Source organism: Salinispora goodfellowii (genome assembly GCF_059570675.1).
In genome coordinates, this window is record NZ_JCANTD010000005.1 from 174,319 (window position 1) to 192,834 (window position 18,516).

At 71.0% G+C, this 18,516-nt stretch carries 18 protein-coding genes and 1 pseudogene; all 19 read left to right on the forward strand.

Annotated elements, in window-relative coordinates:
• Window positions 1-10 precede the first annotated feature (10 nt).
• Complete coding sequence (locus tag T398_RS08290; protein ID WP_496445761.1) at window positions 11-877, forward strand: aminoglycoside phosphotransferase family protein; 867 nt, start codon at window positions 11-13, stop codon at window positions 875-877.
• Window positions 878-922: 45 nt separating this feature from the next.
• A pseudogene (locus T398_RS08295) lies at window positions 923-1,897 on the forward strand (right-handed parallel beta-helix repeat-containing protein).
• Between the two features lie 337 nt (window positions 1,898-2,234).
• Window positions 2,235-3,614 (forward strand): ammonium transporter, encoded by a 1,380-nt coding sequence (locus T398_RS08300; RefSeq protein ID WP_496445762.1) that lies wholly within the window; start codon window positions 2,235-2,237, stop codon window positions 3,612-3,614.
• A gap of 53 nt (window positions 3,615-3,667) precedes the next feature.
• Entirely contained in the window at window positions 3,668-4,006 is a 339-nt protein-coding gene (locus tag T398_RS08305) for a P-II family nitrogen regulator (RefSeq protein WP_180198442.1), read from the forward strand.
• Window positions 4,007-4,032: 26 nt separating this feature from the next.
• Window positions 4,033-6,327 (forward strand): [protein-PII] uridylyltransferase, encoded by a 2,295-nt coding sequence (locus T398_RS08310; protein WP_496445763.1) that lies wholly within the window; start codon window positions 4,033-4,035, stop codon window positions 6,325-6,327.
• A 157-nt stretch (window positions 6,328-6,484) separates the two neighbouring features.
• Complete coding sequence (gene ffh / locus T398_RS08315; protein WP_496445764.1) at window positions 6,485-8,029, forward strand: signal recognition particle protein; 1,545 nt, start codon at window positions 6,485-6,487, stop codon at window positions 8,027-8,029.
• 110 nt (window positions 8,030-8,139) lie between these two features.
• Window positions 8,140-9,219: an amidohydrolase family protein gene (locus tag T398_RS08320; RefSeq protein WP_496445765.1), complete on the forward strand. Its 1,080-nt coding sequence runs from the start codon at window positions 8,140-8,142 to the stop codon at window positions 9,217-9,219.
• A gap of 199 nt (window positions 9,220-9,418) precedes the next feature.
• A complete protein-coding gene (gene proS, locus T398_RS08325; protein ID WP_496445766.1) occupies window positions 9,419-10,825 on the forward strand; it encodes a proline--tRNA ligase in 1,407 nt (468 codons plus the stop codon).
• A 182-nt stretch (window positions 10,826-11,007) separates the two neighbouring features.
• Complete coding sequence (locus T398_RS08330) at window positions 11,008-11,655, forward strand: ribonuclease FAU-1 family protein (RefSeq protein ID WP_496445767.1); 648 nt, start codon at window positions 11,008-11,010, stop codon at window positions 11,653-11,655.
• Window positions 11,656-12,033: 378 nt separating this feature from the next.
• Window positions 12,034-12,495, forward strand: a complete 462-nt coding sequence (rpsP, locus tag T398_RS08335; RefSeq protein WP_496445768.1) for a 30S ribosomal protein S16 — start codon at window positions 12,034-12,036, stop codon at window positions 12,493-12,495.
• On the forward strand, window positions 12,470-12,730 hold the full coding sequence (locus T398_RS08340; RefSeq protein WP_026185045.1) for an RNA-binding protein: 261 nt from the start codon (window positions 12,470-12,472) through the stop codon (window positions 12,728-12,730). The genes rpsP and T398_RS08340 overlap by 26 nt, the downstream gene beginning before the upstream one ends.
• The gene (rimM, locus tag T398_RS08345) at window positions 12,730-13,287 is read left to right on the forward strand and encodes a ribosome maturation factor RimM (RefSeq protein WP_496445769.1); all 558 of its coding nucleotides are present in this window, start codon (window positions 12,730-12,732) and stop codon (window positions 13,285-13,287) included. Before T398_RS08340 ends, rimM begins: the two co-directional genes overlap by 1 nt.
• A gap of 77 nt (window positions 13,288-13,364) precedes the next feature.
• Complete coding sequence (gene trmD, locus T398_RS08350) at window positions 13,365-14,138, forward strand: tRNA (guanosine(37)-N1)-methyltransferase TrmD (protein WP_496445770.1); 774 nt, start codon at window positions 13,365-13,367, stop codon at window positions 14,136-14,138.
• Window positions 14,139-14,281: 143 nt separating this feature from the next.
• On the forward strand, window positions 14,282-14,638 hold the full coding sequence (rplS, locus tag T398_RS08355; RefSeq protein ID WP_018218952.1) for a 50S ribosomal protein L19: 357 nt from the start codon (window positions 14,282-14,284) through the stop codon (window positions 14,636-14,638).
• Between the two features lie 178 nt (window positions 14,639-14,816).
• Window positions 14,817-15,689: a signal peptidase I gene (lepB, locus tag T398_RS08360; RefSeq protein ID WP_496445822.1), complete on the forward strand. Its 873-nt coding sequence runs from the start codon at window positions 14,817-14,819 to the stop codon at window positions 15,687-15,689.
• Between the two features lie 10 nt (window positions 15,690-15,699).
• Window positions 15,700-16,335, forward strand: coding sequence for a signal peptidase I (gene lepB, locus T398_RS08365; RefSeq protein WP_496445771.1), 636 nt, complete (start codon window positions 15,700-15,702; stop codon window positions 16,333-16,335).
• A 165-nt stretch (window positions 16,336-16,500) separates the two neighbouring features.
• On the forward strand, window positions 16,501-17,313 hold the full coding sequence (locus T398_RS08370) for a ribonuclease HII (RefSeq protein WP_496445772.1): 813 nt from the start codon (window positions 16,501-16,503) through the stop codon (window positions 17,311-17,313).
• Window positions 17,310-17,633, forward strand: coding sequence for a DUF2469 domain-containing protein (locus T398_RS08375; protein WP_496445773.1), 324 nt, complete (start codon window positions 17,310-17,312; stop codon window positions 17,631-17,633). Before T398_RS08370 ends, T398_RS08375 begins: the two co-directional genes overlap by 4 nt.
• 232 nt (window positions 17,634-17,865) lie before the next feature.
• Complete coding sequence (locus T398_RS08380; RefSeq protein WP_496445823.1) at window positions 17,866-18,474, forward strand: M23 family metallopeptidase; 609 nt, start codon at window positions 17,866-17,868, stop codon at window positions 18,472-18,474.
• Window positions 18,475-18,516 lie beyond the last annotated feature (42 nt).

Below are 18,516 nucleotides of genomic sequence, written 5' to 3' on the forward strand. Positions count from 1 at the left end.
CGCCACGGTGATGACCAACGATCGTGCCCACCCCGGGTGGCGCGACCCGCGTCGCCCGACCTCCCGTCTCGGGCGGCCTTATGTGCTGGCCCGGGAGATCCCGCTGCGCGGCGGCAGTGTGAGCACGGTGGTCCGGGTCGGGGACACGGTCCGGCGCAACGCCGGCCCGTGGACCCCGTCGGTGCACGCCCTGCTGCGGCACCTGGAGTACGTGGGTTTCACCGGCGCGCCCCGGGCACTGGGGATGGATGAGCGTAACCGTGAGGTGCTGTCGTACCTGGAGGGGGAGTGCGGGGAGTACCCGCTGGCCCCGCACTGGGTCACCGACGCGGCACTGGTGACGGTCGCCACGATGCTCCGGATGTTTCACGACGCGCAGTACGGCTTCGTCCTGCCGGAGGGGGCGGTGTGGCGTTCCTTCGGGCCGTCGCCGGAGAGCGAGGTGATCTGCCATCACGACGCCGCACCGCACAATGTGATCTGGCGCCCGGATGGCACCCTCGGAATGATCGATTTCGACCTCGCCTCGCCGGGCTCCCGCATCTACGACGTCGCCTACGCGGCGTGGACCTGGGTGCCGGTCTTCGCCGACCGAGACTCGATCACCCTCGGGTGGCAGCGTCCGGACCGGCCACGGCGGCTGCGGCTCTTCGCCGACGCGTACGGGCTCATTCCGCGTGACCGGCATCGGCTGGTCCGTACCATCCGCAAGCGGATCGTCGACCACGTGGAGGGCATCCGGCGGATGGCCGCTGCCGGTGACCCGGCCTTCGTGCGGATCGTCAACCGTGGGCACCTCCGTCGCCCGCTGCGGGACCTGCGCCTGCTCGACTACGAGCAGCACCTCCTTGAGGACGCGCTTCGGGCTCCGGGGTAGTCGTGCCGGGAGAGCGGCCTGGTGGGCCGTCGGGCTCGCCGGTGTGTGACCGGCTTGGCCCTCACCGCGACCATTGGCGTCGCCGCCTCCGCTGCTGGTGCGGACGGGTGCCCTTGGTGCCACCATGGGGGACCGCCCGACGGGCATCCCCGTCCCCTGTGACGCGGGCAAGCTGATCGCCGCGATCACCCTCGCCAACGCCCGCGGCGGCGCTGTGCTCGACCTCGCCAAGGACTGCTACCTATCTGCTCACCGCCGAACTCGACGATGCCGGCCTCCCCACCATCACCACCCCGATCACCCTCAACGGCGGGAAACACACCACCATCAAACGCGCCGCCGCGGTCGACCCGTTCCGAATTCTCGCCGTGGACGTCGGTGATGACCTCACCCTCAAACACCTCACCGTCACCGGCGGGCAGACCGCCGAAGGCGACGGTGGTGGCCTCCTGGTGAACGCTGGCGGCCGTGCCACCCTGAAGCACGTCGAGGTCGTGAACAACGTGTCAGCCCAGATGGGCGGAGGTGTGGCTGGCAGTGGAACGGTTGTCGCCGAACACTCCAGCATTAGCCGTAACATCGCGGCCGTGAATGGTGGTGGTGTCTACACCACGGGTCAGCTCACGGTCAAGTCCTCACGGGTGGACAAGAATACGGCTATCAACGCGGCTGGCATTGGAAGCGCCAGTGGTGGTGCGATTCGAAGATTGCGGACAACACCGCCAGCGAGACGGGGGGGGTGTCGCGGTATTCGGTCAGACCACGATGCGACGCGTCGGCATTATCAACAACACCGCGACCGAGTTCTTCTCGAATGGGCTGTTCGTCGCGGCGGGGCTTCCGGTGTCCCCCGTGGCGGTCCTCGAGGACAGCCGGATCGAGGGCAACACCGCTGTCGCCGACGGCGGCGGTATCTTCAACGAGGTGGGTGGAGCGGTGAACCTGAACACCGCCACCGGCACCATCGTGGCGAAGAACCGCCCGAACAACTGCGTCAACGTGCCCGGCTGTTCCGGGTAGCGGGTCGGAGTCGTCGGATCCACCAGGGGCCTCGTTCCCGCCGGAAACCGGCGGGAACGGGGCCCCTTGGTGTGCTGCGTCAACAAGGCAGGGGTCCCGCGTGGGCCCGGCCCTAGGGGGCCCTAGGGGCGCACTGGGCCGGCGATCGGCTGGTCTCGGCATCATCCGTTCGGTTGGTTGCGGACTGCTTTACACATACGAAACAAGTCGTCATCGATTGGAAATCGGCGGGTGACGTTGCAGGAAACAGGGGGCGAGCAAGATTCGGCGTGACCGGTGGACGGGCAGTGCTGCCTCGGAAGCCGTTAGGGAGGGAACTTTATCTTAGGAGGCCAGCGTGCCCGAAGCACCGACCATCGACACCGGTAACACCGCGTGGTTGTTGGTGTCGAGCGCGATCGTGTTGCTCATGACGCCCGGACTGGCGCTGTTCTACGGCGGCCTGAACCGGGCCAAGGGCGTCCTTAATATGATTATGATGAGCTTTTCCGCGATCGGGCTCGTCAGCATTCTCTGGCTGTTCTACGGTTTCTCCGCCGCTTTCGGCGCGGACCGGGGTGGGGTCATCGGCGACCTCGGCCAGTATCTCGGCACCAAGACCTTCATGGCGGAGACCGACCTGTGGGGTGAGACCGGCATCCCGCTCTACGTCTTCATGGCGTTCCAGATGATGTTCGCGGTCATCACGGTCGCCCTGATCAGCGGTGCGATCTCCGACCGGGCCAAGTTCTCCGGCTGGCTGTTGTTCGTCGTCGGCTGGGCGAGTCTGGTCTACTTCCCGGTCGCCCACTGGGTGTGGGGCGGCGGATTCATCGGTGCGGAACTCGGTGCGCTCGACTTCGCCGGAGGGACCGCGGTGCACATCAACGCCGGGGCGGCCGCGCTGGCCCTGGTGCTGGTGCTGGGCCGGCGGCTCGGCTGGCCCCGGGAGACGATGAAGCCGCACAACGTCCCCATGGTCGCGCTCGGCGCCGGCCTGCTCTGGTTCGGCTGGTTCGGCTTCAACGCCGGCTCCGAGTTGACCGCGGACCTGACCACCGGGCTGGCCTTCGTCAACACCCAGGTGGCGACCGCCGCCGCCGTACTCGGCTGGTTGCTGGTGGAGAAGGCGCGGGACGGCCGGCCCACCCTGGTCGGCGCCTCCTCCGGCGCCATCGCCGGGCTGGTCGCGATCACCCCGGCCTGTGCCTTCATCGCGCCGTGGGCCGCGGTGCTGCTCGGCCTGGTCGCCGGTGCGGTCTGCGCGTTGGCGGTGAGCCTGAAGTACCGGCTGGGCTTCGACGACTCGCTCGATGTCGTCGGCGTGCACTTCGTCGGTGGCTGGATCGGCTGTCTGTGGATCGGTCTCTTCGGCACGTCGTCGGTCAGCTCGCTGGTCAGCGACGAGGGCCTCTTCTACGGGGGTGGGGTGGCCCAGCTGGGCGTCCAGGCGCTCAGCGCGCTGATCGTCACCGGCTACTCCTTCGCGGTGGCGTTCGTCCTCGCCCTCGTCCTGGAGAAGACGATCGGCTTCCGGGTCAGCAAGGAGGCCGAGGTCGAGGGGATCGACATCGCCGAGCACGCCGAGAGCGGCTACGACCTCTCGCCCGCCGCCGGCTCCGCCGGCGGCAGCGCCTTCGCGGCGGCGGGCCTGGCCGGCGGGAAGGCGGCCGGGGAGAGCGGCGCCGCGGAGCAGTTCGCGTCGGCGCAGTGGGCGGGCGGTCGGCGTCGGCGGTGAGCCCCGCCGCCGAGCAGTCGCTGGTTAACGTTCCGGGAATGGAGGGGTTGGAGATGAAGTTGGTGACCGCGGTCATCAAGCCGTACCAGCTGGATGCGGTGAAGGAGGCCCTGCACGCGCTCGGGGTGGCTGGCCTGACCGTCAGCGAGGTCCAGGGCTACGGCCGCCAGAAGGGGCACACCGAGGTGTATCGGGGTGCCGAGTACACGGTGGAGTTTCTGCCCAAGATCCGGGTGGAGGTACTCACCGACGAGCTGGATGTCGACAAGATCGTCGATGCCGTCGTCGCCGCCGCCCGGACCGGCAAGATCGGTGACGGCAAGGTGTGGGTCACCGCGGTCGAGGAGGTAGTCCGGGTACGCACCGGCGAACGCGGCCTCGACGCCGTGTAGGCGCTCACCGACGGGAGTAGGTACCGATGACCTCGTTGATCAAGAAGCGTACGGCCGGACCGGACCTCCTGATCAACGAGGTCACCGGTGCTCCCGGCGGGATCGACGCCGCCGCGCGGGCGGCCCGGGCCGCGTCCGTCGACGGCTGGCTCGCCGGGCTGCTGCCCGGGCGGGACGGGGTCGCGCTGGTCGCGGTGGGCGGGCTCGGCCGCCGTCAGTGCGCCCCGTACGGGGACCTGGACCTGCTGCTGTTGCACGCCGAGGTACCCGAGGTGGACGAGCTGGCCGCCGGCATCTGGTATCCGGTCTGGGACGCCGGGCTGCGCCTCGACCACTCGGTACGAACCGTCGCCGAGGCCCTCGCGGTAGCCCAGGACGATGTCCGGGTGGCCCTCGGCCTGCTCGACGCCCGCTTCGTCGCAGGTGACGAGGCGCTCGCCGACCGGCTGGTTCGCTTGGCCGCCGACCACTGGCGACGGAGCGCCGTGCGCCGACTGCCGGGGTTGCGAGAGCTGACCGAGGCCCGGTGGGCGGCCCACGGAGAGCTGGCCTTCCTGCTCGAGGGGGACCTCAAGGAGGCCGCCGGCGGGCTCCGCGACGTGGGGCTCCTCCGGGCGATCGCGCGCGCCGGCATCACCACTGCGCTACGTCCCGCGGTCCGCGCCGCCCACCTGCGGCTACTGGACACCCGCGACGCGCTGCACCTGCGGACCGGTCGGCGGGTCGACCGACTGGTCGCGCCGGAGCGTGCCGGTGTCGCCGCCCTGCTCGGGCTGCGCCAACCGTGGACCGACCCGCCGGTGGAGCCGGTGGACGAGGGGGACCTGCTGCTGCGCCGGGTCGCCAACGACGCCCGGACCGTCAGCCACGCCCTCGACGACGCCTTCCGGGCGGCCGACCGGCTCCGCGCCGGGCGCCGGGGCGCCGACGGGCGACCGCTCCGTCGACCGGTAGCCCGGGATGTGGTCGAGCACGACGGTGAGCTGGTGCTCGCCCGCACCGTGATCGGGGTACGCCCGGAGCCGAGTCTGTCCCTGCGGGTCGCCGCCGCGGCGGCGACCACCGGTCTGCCGATCGCGGCGGCCACCTGCGAGTGGCTGGCCGCCTACTGCCCACCGCTGCCGATCCCCTGGCCGGCCGAGGCGCGCGCCGCCCTGGTCATGCTGTTGGGCGCGGGGCCGGGACTGGTGCCGACCTGGGAGACGTGCGACCGGTACGGGCTGGTCGATGGCTGGCTGCCGGAGTGGACCCGGATCCGGAGCCTGCCACAGCACCATCCGGTGCACCGGTTCACCCTCGACCGGCACCTGGTGCAGACCGCGTACGAGGCCGGTCGATGTACCCGGGAGGTGGACCGCCCGGATCTGCTCCTGCTCGGCGCACTCCTGCACGATGTGGGCAAGGGGCTACCCGGGGACCACAGTCAGGTCGGTGCGCCGATCGCGGAGGCGGTCGCCGCCCGGATCGGCCTGCCCGCGGCCGAGGTGGTGCTGATCGGGCGGTTGGTCCGGCTGCACCTGCTCCTGCCCGAGGTGGCGACCCGGCGCGACCTCGCCGACCCGTTGACCATCTCCGGCGTGGCGGCGAAGGTCGTCGACACCAGCACCCTGGAGCTGCTGCACGCTCTGGTCCGGGCCGACGCGGCGGCCACCGGACCGGCCGCCTGGTCGCGCTGGAAGGAACGGCTCGTCGCCGATCTGGTGGCCCGGGTGCGCACCACACTGGACACCGGTCGGTTACCCGAACCGCCCGCGCCGGATCCGGCGTTGGTCACCGGCCCGCTGCCGGTGGTTCGCCTGACCGGGGACGAGGTGGCGGTGGCGGCGGCCCGCCGGCGTGGCCTGCTCACGACGGTGGCCGGTTGCCTGGCCCTGCACCGGCTCGACGTGATCTCCGCGGACGCCTCGACGGTGTCCGGGCGGGCGCTGGTCGTCTTCCGGGTCCAACCCCGCTACGGCCTCGCGCCGGATCCGGTGGCGCTCGGCGCTGACCTGCGTCGGGCCGTGGCCGGCGACGGGTCGGTGATTCAGCGGCTGCGGGGTCGGGCCGTCGCCGCCGGTGACGCGGGCCCCGCGCCCCGGGTGCGGTGGTACCGGGAGGCGGCCACCGACGCGGTGGTGTTGGAGTTGCGGGCGGCCGACGCCGCCGGTCTGCTCTACCGGGTCAGCGCCGCGCTGGACGAGGTGGGAGTTCAGCTGCGGGCGGCGCGGATCTCCACCCTCGGCGCTGCCGTGGTGGACGCGTTTTACCTGGTCGGCGCCCGGCCGGAGGCCGAGACCCAGGCTCGGATCTCCGCCGCTGTCCTGGCCGCGGCGCGATGAGGGGGCGGATTCCGCCCGCTGGACGGCGGGTACGCGGGCGGCGTCGGGTGTGCCGGCCGGAAGCGGGTGCATCGTGGGCCGGATACCCTAGCGGTGGCAGGACAGCTAGTCCGGCCGTGCTCGTGCTCACCAGAACTCTGACAAACGGGATGTTCGCGTGTTTGACACCTTGAGTGACCGCCTGTCCGGGATCTTCACCAAGCTCCGCGGTAAGGGACGGCTCACCGACGCCGACATCGACGCCACCGCCCGCGAGATCCGCCTCGCGCTGCTGGAGGCGGACGTGGCGCTGCCGGTGGTCAAGGGCTTCATCGCGCGAGTCAAGGAGCGGGCGCGGGGCGCCGAGGTCTCCCAGGCGCTGAACCCGGCCCAGCAGATCGTCAAGATCGTTAACGAGGAGTTGGTCAACGTCCTCGGTGGGGAGGCGCGGCGGCTTCAGTTCGCCAAGCAACCGCCGACCGTGATCATGCTGGCCGGTCTCCAGGGCTCCGGCAAGACCACCCTCGCCGGCAAGCTGGCCAGCTGGCTGCGCGGCCAGGGCCACCAGCCGCTGCTGGTCGCCGCCGACCTGCAGCGCCCCAACGCCGTCGGGCAGCTCCAGGTGCTCGGTGGTCGCGCCGGCGTCGAGGTGTACTCGCCGGAGCCCGGCAACGGCGTCGGCGACCCGGTGCAGGTGGCTCGCGCCTCGATTGAGCACGCTCGTCGGGCTGCCCGGGACATCGTCATCGTCGACACGGCCGGCCGTCTCGGTATCGACGCCGAGATGATGCAGCAGGCCGCCGACATCCGGGACGCGGTCAACCCGGACGAGGTCATCTTCGTCATCGACGCCATGGTCGGCCAGGACGCGGTGCGCACCGCGGAGGCGTTCCGAAATGGAGTCGGCATCACCGGTGTGGTCCTCTCCAAGCTCGACGGTGACGCCCGTGGTGGTGCCGCGCTGTCGGTCCGGGAGGTCACCGGCCAGCCGATCCTCTTCGCCTCCACCGGCGAGAAGCTGGAGGACTTCGATGTCTTCCACCCGGACCGGATGGCCAGCCGGATTCTCGGCATGGGCGATGTTCTCACCCTGATCGAGCAGGCCGAACAGGCCTTCGACGTCGATCAGAAAGAGAAGATGACCGCCAAGCTGATGGGCGGTGAGCAGTTCACCCTGGAGGACTTCCTCGACCAGCTCATCGCGGTGCGGCGGATGGGGCCGATCGCCAACGTGCTGGCCATGATGCCCGGCATGGGGCAGATGAAAGACCAGCTCGCCGAGGTGGACGACAAGCACTTCGACCGGGTCACCGCGATCATCCGGTCGATGACCCCGGCCGAGCGCACCAACCCGAAGATCATCAACGGTTCGCGCCGGGCCCGCATCGCCAACGGCTCCGGGGTCACCGTGATGGACGTCAACCAGCTCCTCAATCGCTTCACCGACGCCCAGAAGATGATGAAGCAGATGGGCGGCATGATGGGTCTGCCCGGAGGGCGCCGAAAGGCGACCAAGTCGCCGAAGAACAAGCGCAAGGGCGGCAAGGGCGGCGGTCGGTCGCGGGCCGGCACGGGCGCGCGGGGCGGCTTCCCCGGCGGCATGCCGCAGCTGCCGCCCGGCCTGGGCCCGGACGACCTGGCCGGCCAGGGGCTACCACCGGGATTCAAGCTTCCGAAGATCGACTTCAACAAGCTCGGCAAGGGGGATCAGCGCCCTCGTTGACCGCGGCGAGACGGGCCAGGTCGGTGCTGATCGCGGCTGATCCGGCACCGGTCGCGGCCCGTCAGCGGTGGCCTGCCTGCCCCGGCAGGCGATCTGGTAGGACTGAGCGTATGGCTTTGCACGTGCGTGGTGTGCTCCTGCCCGAAGACGAGGTCCGGGACATCTGGTTGGTCGGTGACCGGGTGACCTTCGAGCCGGTGGCCGGCGCGGAGACCATCGCCGATGGCGGCTTCCTGATCCCCGGCCTGACCGACGCGCACTGCCACATCGGCATCGCCCGGGGCGGAACGCCGATCACCTCGCTCGACCAGGCGCGCGAGCTGGCCCAGGTCAACCGCGACGCCGGGGTGCTCGCCATCCGGGACGCCGGCTCCCCGTACCCGTATCCGGAGCTCGACGACGCTGCGGACCTGCCGCGGCTGGCCCGGGCCGGCCGGCACGTCGCCCCGCCGAAGCGCTACCTGCGCGGCGTCGGGGTGGAGGTCGGCGCGGCAGAGGTGGCCGCGACCGTCACCGCGCAGGCCGACGCCGGCAACGGCTGGGTCAAGCTGGTCGGCGACTGGATCGATCGCGGCGTCGGCGACCTCGCCCCGGCCTGGGACCCGGAGACCTTGACCGCAGCGGTTCGCGCCGCGCACGCCGCCGGGGCCCGCGCCGCGGTGCACACCTTCTCCGAGTCCGCCGTTGAGATCATGGTGCGGGCCGGGGTCGACTCGGTGGAACACGGCACCGGCCTGAGCCTGGACCTGATCGACGTGATGGCCCGGCAGGGCACCGCGCTCATACCCACCATGATCAACATACGTAATTTCGGTGGCATCGCGGACCAGGCGCGGGCGAAGTTCCCCAGCTACGCCGACCACATGCTCGCCCTGCGAGACCGCTTCCCCGAGGTGGTCCGCGCCGCCCACCAGGCCGGCGTGCCGATCTACGTCGGCACGGATGCCGGCGGTGGCATCGCACACGGGCTGGCCGCCGAGGAGATGCTGGTGCTGCACGAAGAGGCCGGGATGCCCGCCGAGGCCGTCCTCGCCGCCGCCTCCTGGCAGGCCCGCGAGTGGCTCGGCTTCCCCGGCCTGGTCGAGGGGGGCCTGGCCGATCTGATCGTCTACCCGGAGGACCCACGGCGAGACCTCCGCGTCGTCCGGTCGCCCACCCGGGTCGTCCTCCGCGGCCGGGTCCTGCGCTGATCCACCCGGGTCGTCCTCCGCGGTCGGGTCCTGCGCTGATCCACCCGGGTCGTCCTCCGCGGTCGGGTCCTGCGCTGATCCACCCGGGTCGTCCGCCGTGGCGGGATCCGGGCTGAGCCACCCGGGTCGGTCACCTGTCCGCGGGGGAGCGACCGCCCGCTGGCGGCGACCGCCCCGGCGGCACATAGGATGTGCGGTCATGGCGCGCGTGCTCACTCCCCGTGCGGAGGACTTTCCCCGCTGGTACCAGGACCTGATCGCCAAGGCGAAGCTGGCCGACAACGGCCCGGTCCGGGGGACCATGGTGATCCGACCAGCCGGCTACGCCATCTGGGAGCGGATGCAGGCCGAGATGGACAACCGGATCAAGGCCGCCGGCGCGGAGAACGCGTACTTCCCGCTCTTCATCCCGGAGGGCCACCTCAAACGCGAGGCCGAGCACGTCGAGGGCTTCTCGCCGGAGCTGGCGGTGGTCACCCACGGCGGCGGCAAGCAGCTCGCCGAGCCGGTCGTGGTCCGCCCGACCAGCGAGACCGTCATCGGCGAGTTCATGGCCAAGTGGATCGACTCGTACCGGGACCTGCCGTTGCTGCTCAACCAGTGGGCGAACGTGGTCCGCTGGGAGCTGCGCCCCCGCATCTTCCTGCGGACCAGCGAGTTCCTCTGGCAGGAGGGGCACACCGCGCACACGACCCGCGAGGACGCCCGCGCCTACGCGCGACGGATTCTGCACGAGGCGTACGAGGACCTGCTGGTCAACGTCCTCGCCATCCCGGTGCAGGTCGGTCTCAAGACCGCCCGGGAGCGGTTCGCCGGTGCGACCGCCACCTACACCCTCGAGGGCATGATGGGTGACGGCAAGGCGCTCCAGCTGGGCACCAGCCACGAGCTGGGGCAGAACTTCGGCCGCGCCTTCGACATCAGCTACACCTCGGCCGAGGGGGGACGGGAGTACGCCTGGACCACCTCGTGGGGCACCTCCACCCGGATGCTGGGTGGTCTGATCATGTGCCACGGTGACGACAACGGCCTGCGGGTGCCGCCGAAGCTCGCTCCGGTCCAGGCGTACGTGATGGTCGTCAAGGACGGTGAGGGGGTCGGCGAGGCCGCGACGCGGCTGCACGACGCGCTGCGGGATGCCGGTGTCCGGGTCGCCCTCGACGACCGGACCGACACCCCCTTCGGGCGGCGCGCGGTGGACGCGGAGTTGCGCGGCTACCCGGTTCGCGTCGAGATTGGTCCCCGCGACCTGGCTGCGGGGAACGCGGTCGTGGTACGGCGGACAGACGGCGCGAAGTCCCCGGTTCCGGTGGCCGACGTGGTCGCCGTGGTGCGCGCGGCGCTCGACGCCGACCAGCAGGCGCTGCACGACCAGGCGCTCGCCAGCCGGCAGGCGCGGACCCGCGAGGTGGGGACGCTCGCCGAGGCGATCGAGGTGGCGGCGACGGGCTGGGCCCGGGTGCCGTGGTCGGTGGTCGGCACCAAGGGCGAGGCGGAGGCCAACGCCCAGGGCGTCACCGTGCGATGCCTGATCCGGGCAGATGGCTCGGTGCCGGACAACGAGGACGAGCCGGACCTGGTCGCCATCCTGTCCCGAGCCTACTGAGCGGCGTCCGCGCCGACCCGGGTGCCGCCGCTGACCCGGTCCGACCCGAGCTGGCTGGGGGCGCACAGATGGGGCAGCTCGACAGTGAGCGGAGCGAACCGGGCCACCGGCGTTGCGACCGGTCGTCGGTTGGGTGGGCTTGGTGTTCCGACCGGTCGCCGGTGGCCGGTAGGGTCGGGCAGGTGAGGTTCGAGGCTGGCCGGTTGGTGGTGCACCGCAACGTGCGGCGGGGTCGGATCGGTTGGGTTCGTCCGGCGCGCGTGGTCAGCGATGACCACCGGGGGCTGCTGCTCTGGATCTCCCGGGGCTCCGAGGTGGCCAGCGAGACCACCGACGCCGGAGCCGGGATGCGGGCGATCCCGTTCGCCGAGTGGATCGTCTCCGCGCATCGGCTGACGCGCACGCGGTGGCAGGGGCCACCCCTGCTGAAGTTCCTACCGGTCGGGGCCGCGCACTCGGTCTGGTTCTTCCAGGACGAGCAAGGGCATTTCGACCATTGGTACGTCAACCTCGAGGAACACGGTGTTCGCTGGGCCGATGGTGGACTCGCCGGCGTCGACGTGGTGGACCAGGATCTTGACGTGCTGATCCACGCGGACCGCCGCTGGGCGTGGAAGGACGAGGATGAGTTCGCCGAGCGGCTCGACTTCCCGGCGCACTACTGGGTGCCCGACCCGGACGCCGTCTGGGCCGAGGGGAAGCGGGTGATCGGCCAGGCCGAGGCGGGTGAGTTCCCGTTCGATGGCACCTGGTGTGACTTCGTGCCCCCGGCCGAGTGGGCAGCCCCGCTGGACTTGCCGCCCGGGTGGGACCGGCCGCCAGCGCGCTGATGGCGCCCACCCGGCTGTCGGAACCGATGGCGCCCACCCGGCTGTCGGAACCGATGGCGCCCACCCGGCTGTCGGAACCGATGGCGCCCACCCGGCTGCCCGAAACCGACTGCCGTGAGCGTGGGCGGCCCACCCCGACCGAATCCGTGTGCTCTTCGTCATAGGCGAATGGTGAGCCGGGGCCGGTCCGATGTGAGGCTTCTCGGTCCGATCTGGCAGAATGGCTGGCTGGTATCCGACGTGGGTCCGGCGCCCTCTACCCGGGCACCATGTCAGTCCACCCGAGCAGTCTCCGGCCCAACCCCACTGTGCCGGAGAGCGCGCTCACCCGTGCACCGCCCGTCCAGGGGCGGTGGAAACAACAGGAGCGAAAACACTGTGGCCGTAAAGATCCGGCTCCTGCGGATGGGCAAGATCCGCAACCCGCAGTACCGCATCGTCATCGCCGATTCGCGCACCAAGCGTGACGGCCGGGCGATCGAGTTCGTCGGGATCTACCAGCCGAAGCATGACCCTTCGGTGATCGAGGTCAAGTCGGACCGGGTGCAGTACTGGCTCTCCGTGGGCGCGCAGCCGAGCGAGGCGGTGCAGCGCCTGCTGGAGAAGACCGGCGACTGGCAGAAGTTCAAGGGCCTGCCGGCCCCCGAGCCGCTGAAGGTTGCCCCCGAGCGGGTTGACCGCAAGGCGGCGTACGAGGCTGAGGCGAAGGCCGCCGCTGGTCTGGCGGAGGCTCCGACCAAGCCGGCGAAGAAGGCCGCCAAGGCCGAGGCGGCGCCGAAGACCGAGGCGGCGCCGAAGACCGAGGAGCAGGCCGGTGCGGGCTCCGGCGAGCAGGGCTGACATGGCACTGCGTCCGGCGCTGGAGCATCTGGTCAAGGGCATCGTCGACAACCCCGACGATGTCCGCGTCCGGCTGGTCGACTCCCGGCGGGGCAAGCGGCTCGAAGTCCGCGTGCACCCGGAGGACCTCGGCACGGTGATCGGGCGGTCCGGGCGGACCGCCAAGGCGCTGCGCCAGGTCATCGGTTCCATCGGTGGACGCGGCGTACGCGTCGACATCGTCGACTCGTACTGATGCTCGTCGTCGGCAGGATCGGCAAACCGCACGGGATCCGCGGTGAGGTGACCGTGGAGGTGCGGACCGACGAACCTGAGACGCGGTTCGCCCCGGGCTCGGTGCTGCGCACCGAGCCCGGGGCGAACCTGCCCAGGGCGAACGTGCCCGCCCACCCCGGCGCGTACCGGGTGCCGGGCGAACTGACCGTCGAGGCGGTGCGGTGGCATCAGGGCCGGGTGCTGCTGGTGGTGTTCGAGGGTGTACTCGACCGCAACGTCGCCGAGGCGCTCCGCGGCACCCTGGTCGGGGTGGACCTCGCTGACGTGGCCCCGCCGACGGACCCGGAGGAGTTCCACGACCACCAGCTCGTCGGCCTGGCCGTGGTCACCCCGGCCGGGGAACGGCTGGGTGAGGTCGCCCGGATCGACCACGCCCCCGCCGCGGACCTGTTGGTGCTGCGTCGTCCCGGCCGCCGGGACGTGTTGATCCCGTTCGTCCGGGCGATCGTTCCCGAGGTCGATCTCGCCGGCGATCGCGTGGTCGTGGATCCGCCCGCCGGCCTGCTTGACCTCTGACCCAGGCGGTCAGCTCGACCCCCGGGCGGGATCGGTGGCCCGGCCGTCCGGCCCGCACAGCTGTTGGAGCCCCCGCAATGCGCGTTGACGTCGTGTCGATCTTCCCGGAGTACTTCGCTCCGCTGGACCTGTCGCTGATCGGCAGGGCCCGGGCCAGTGGCACCCTCCAGCTCGCCGTGCACGACCTCCGTACCTGGACCCACGATGTGCACCGGACGGTCGACGACACCCCGTACGGCGGGGGACCGGGGATGGTGATGCGGCCGGAGCCGTGGGGGGAGGCGCTGGACGCCCTCGCCCCGCCGGGAGGTGACCCGCCTCGGCTGCTGGTGCCCACGCCGGCCGGTGCCCCGTTCACCCAGGCGTTGGCACACGAACTGGCCGCCGAGCCGCATCTCCTCTTCGCCTGCGGCCGGTACGAGGGGATTGACCAGCGGGTGCTCGAGCACGCCGCGGGCCGGATGCCGGTCACCGAGGTCTCCCTCGGCGACTATGTGCTCTTCGGCGGCGAGGTGGCGGTGCTGGTGATCCTGGAGGCGGTGACCCGGCTGCTGCCCGGAGTGCTGGGCAACGTTGGCTCGCTGGATGACGAGTCGCACGCGCACGGGCTGCTGGAGGCGCCGATGTACACCAAGCCGGCCGCCTGGCGGGGCCAGGAGGTGCCGGCGGTGCTCCGCTCCGGGGATCACGGGAAGATCGCCCGGTGGCGCCGGGATGAGGCCCTGGTGCGGACCCTCGCCCGGCGACCCGACATGATCGCCGCGCTGGCTCCGGAGTGCCTAGGCCCGCCGGATCGGGCGACGTTGGAGCGGGCCGGGTTCCCGACCGCCCCCGGGGGTGTGGCAAAATAGGGGGTTGCCGCAGTCGACCGCGCCGCGGGCGGCTGCGAGGACCCTCGACCGGAGCCGGCGAGTGCCGGCGGCCACCCGGGGGTCAGAATCACCCATTCGCGCATCGACTGACGATGCGCCGTGAGCCTCGCGAGGACGCAGCGATGAACATCCTGGACGCGCTTGACGCCCAGTCGAAGCGGACCGACGTTCCCGATTTCCGCGCCGGTGACACCGTCAAGGTGCACGCACGGGTCGTCGAGGGAAACCGGTCCCGGGTCCAGATCTTCCAGGGCGTCGTCATCCGTCGTCAGGGTGACGGTCTGCGGGAGACCTTCCTGGTCCGCAAGATCAGCTTTGGGGTGGGGGTCGAGCGCACCTACCCGATCAACAGCCCGGCCATCGACCGCATCGAGGTCGTGACCCGCGGTGACGTCCGGAGGGCCAAGCTCTACTACCTCCGCGAGCTGCGTGGCAAGAAGGCGAAGATCAAGGAGAAGCGGGAGAAGCAGCCGAGCTGAATCGTGCTGCGCCACCCGTCCTGAGCTGCACATATGGTGTACGAACCGGAGGGCACCACCCGGGACGTACCAGCGCAGCCGGACGCCCCCGCCCAACGGCGGGGCAGGTGTCCACTGCCGCCCGGGGACCTCGACCAGGCCCCCGGGCGGCAGTGTCGTTTCGGTGGACCGGGGAGGCGTGGTGCAGACGTGCGATGAGGACGGCACGGTCGATCCACGCCGTCGTCGGGCCCGCCGACGCCGCCGCCCGTTGCCGCTCTGGCAGGAGCTGCCGCTGCTGCTGACGGTCACCTTCTGCCTCGCGGTGCTGATCCGGACCTTCCTGCTTCAGGTGTTCTTCATCCCATCCGGCTCGATGACCGACACGCTGCTCGTCGGGGACCGGGTGCTGGTCAACAAGGTCGTCCACGACGTACGGGACCCGGTGCGGGGCGAGGTGGTGGTCTTTCGCGGCCCCGAGCGGTGGGCCGACCAACCCGACGAGGAACCCGACCCCGGATTCCTGCGCCGGCTCACCGCCACCTTCGCTGACCTGGTGGGGGCCGGCGGCCCCGGCGAGCAGGACTTCATCAAGCGGGTGATCGGGCTGCCGGGCGACCGGGTGAGCTGCTGCGACGAGCAGGGGCGGGTTCTCGTCAACGACGTCGCCATCAACGAGCCGTACGTGTGGCGCGACTCGCCGCTGGACCTCCCGCCGAACCCGGGGGAGTGCCGCGCGCGTCGCTTCGACGAGGTGATCGTCCCACCCGGGCAGCTCTTCGTGCTGGGTGACAACCGGCTGGTCTCCCAGGACGCCCGGTGTCAGGGCCCGGTGCCGATCGACAATGTGGTCGGACGGGCGGTCGGCGTCGTGTGGCCGTCGTCGCGGTGGGCTGCACTCTCCACTCCGGAGGTCTTCGGGAGTGTTCCGGCGCCGGCGGGGGCCCCGACCAGCGCGCCACCGCCGGTGGGGCCGAGCCCTGACGGTGGCGCGTTGCTGCTCCTTCCGCTCCCGGCCGCGTGGCTCAGTTCTCGCGCGTTCCGTCCAGTGCCGCCCAGCTCGGCAACGTAGGCTCCATTCCGTGATTGACGAGCAGACCGACAAGTCCCGCAACTCCTTCTGGAAGGAGCTGCCGATTCTCCTGGGCGTGGCGATTCTGGTCGCGGTGCTGGTACGTGCCTTTGTGCTGCAGACCTTCTTCATCCCGTCGCCGTCGATGGAGAACACCCTCCAGATCGATGATCGGGTGCTGGTCAACAAGTTGGTGTACGACTTTCGCTCGCCGAAACGCGGCGAGGTAGTCGTCTTCAAGGCGCCGACCTCCTGGAGCCCGGACGAGGAGGACTTCATCAAGCGGGTCATCGGCGTCGGCGGCGACAACGTGGTCTGCTGCGACGAACAGGGGCGGATCACGATCAACGGGGTCGCTCTGGACGAGCCGTACCTCTACTCCGTCGGCGGCGAGCGGGATCAGCCCGCTGACCAGGACTTTGATATCACCGTCCCGCGGGGGCGGCTGTGGGTGATGGGCGACCACCGGTCGGCGTCGGGCGACTCGTTGCAGCATTGGCGGCAGTCGGGGGAGGACGTCCGCCAAGCGACCGTCCCCGAGGATCGGCTCGTCGGCCGGGCCTTCACGATCTTCTGGCCGCTGGACCGGGCACGCTGGCTGAGCGTGCCCGAGCAGTACGGCCCCATTCCCCGGCCCGGAACCTGAGCCGGTGCGCAGGGTAGGCGCGGTAGGCGATGGCGAAGCCGTCTGGCAGGCTGGGACGATGACCGTCGCCCACGCCCTACGTCGCCCCATCCGGGCGCTGCTCGTCGCCGAGCCCGGCGGCCGCCTGCTCGTCGAGCGGTGGGTGAGCGCGGACAGGGGTGGGCCATGCTGACGCCGCCGCGTACCGTCGTCCGCCGCGACGGCGGGCTCTACGCGCTGGAGCGTGCCCTGCAACGACGCGGATTTCAGCAGGTGGCCGGCGCCGACGAGGCCGGTCGGGGCGCCTGCGCCGGCCCCCTGGTGGCCGCCGCCGCCATCCTGCCCCCGGGGCGGCGCGGGGAGGTCGACGGACTCGCCGACTCCAAGCTGCTCACCCCGGCCAGCCGGGAGCGGGTGTACGCGGAGGTCGTCGCTCGGGCGTCGGCGTACGCGGTGGTGGTGATCCCGGCAGCGGAGGTGGACCTGCGCGGACTGCACGTGTGCAACCTGGCCGCGATGCGTCGTGCGCTGGCGTCACTGACCACCCCGCCCGAGTACGTGCTGACCGACGGCTTCGGGGTGGACGGCCTGGATGTGCCCGGGTTGGCGGTCTGGAAGGGCGACCGGGTGGCGGCCTGTGTCGCGGCAGCCAGCGTGCTGGCCAAGGTCACCCGAGATCGGATCATGGTGGAGCTGGACCTGGAGTTCCCCGGTTACGGGTTCGCGGAGCACAAGGGCTACGTCACCGCCGAGCACTCGGCCGCGCTGCGGGAACGCGGGCCATGCCCGGAACACCGGTTCTCGTACGTCAATGTTGCGACCGCCTCCGGCCGGGATGGGGCCCCGCCCCGGGCTCGGCGACCGCTGGTCCCCGCGGCGGACGAGGCGATGGCACGTGCTGGGGCGGTAGAGGGTACCGTCGGCGTGGCGTTGGGCGAGCGGCCCTGGGCAGCGGCGTCGGTGGGGAATGATGTGGCCATGGAAGGCGGGATGGGATGAGCGCGGAAGATCTCGAAAAGTACGAGACGGAGATGGAGCTGCAGCTCTACCGGGAGTACCGCGACATCGTCCGCCAGTTCTCCTACGTCGTGGAGACCGAGCGTCGGTTCTATCTGGCGAACCAGGTCGACCTGCACGTGCGTAACTCGGACGGTGAGGTCTACTTCGAGGTCGAGATGCACGACGCCTGGGTGTGGGACATGTACCGTCCTGCCCGATTCGTCAAGAACGTCCGGGTGATGACATTTAAAGATGTCAATGTTGAAGAGCTGGAGAAGTCGGATATCTCGCTGCCGGCCGACTCAGGGTTCGGCAACTGACCTCTGGACCTCGCTGACCCTCCCGTTCCCCAACGGGCCCAGTTCCTGCCGCCCTGACCGCACGCCACCCTGAATTTCACGCCGCCCTGACCGCACTCCCTCTGATCCCCTGGCCCGGCCTTGCATAGCAGATCGAAGCGCTCCCCGCACTCTTGTCCACAGTGTTGTGGCTATCCACAGCTGAGCTGGGGTGGGGGTGGCCGTCGACTGGCTGACCGGGCAGGCTGCCGCCATGGAGCCGTCCCCGATTCTCGCCATCCTGCTCAGCGCCGGGCTGGTCACCACGCCCGCCGTGCCCGCGTCGCCGGTGGTGGCGTCTAGCTCGCCGTTGGTGGGGCCCGCGTCGCCGGTGGTGGCGTCCACGCTTGGGGTTGGTTCCGCGCCGACTGCGGCGGGCTCCCGATCGCCCGGGACAGTCCCGGCTTTCCAGTGGCCGCTGCCCGGGGAACCGCCGGTCGTGCGACGGTTCGATCCGCCACCGCAGCCCTGGTTGCCCGGCCACCGCGGCGTTGACCTGGCAGCCGCCGTGGGCAAACCAGTGTTGGCGGCGGGCGATGGCGTGGTCACCTTCGCCGGTGCCGTGGCTGGCCGCCCGGTGCTCACCGTGACCCACGCCGCCGGCCTACGGACCACCTACGAGCCGGTGCACTCCGATGTCGAGGTGGGCACACCGGTCCTGACCGGAATGCCGATCGGCCGGCTGTGGGCCGGGCACCCAGGCTGTGCCGCTGCGGCGTGCCTGCACTGGGGTTTGCGCCGTGGCGACACCTACCTGGACCCGTTGGCGCTGCTCGGTCGGGGGCCGGTGCGGCTGCTGCCACTCGATGGTGCGCCTCGGTAGCGGGCGCGCCGACCAGTAAGCCCAGCGGCTGGGTATTTCCAG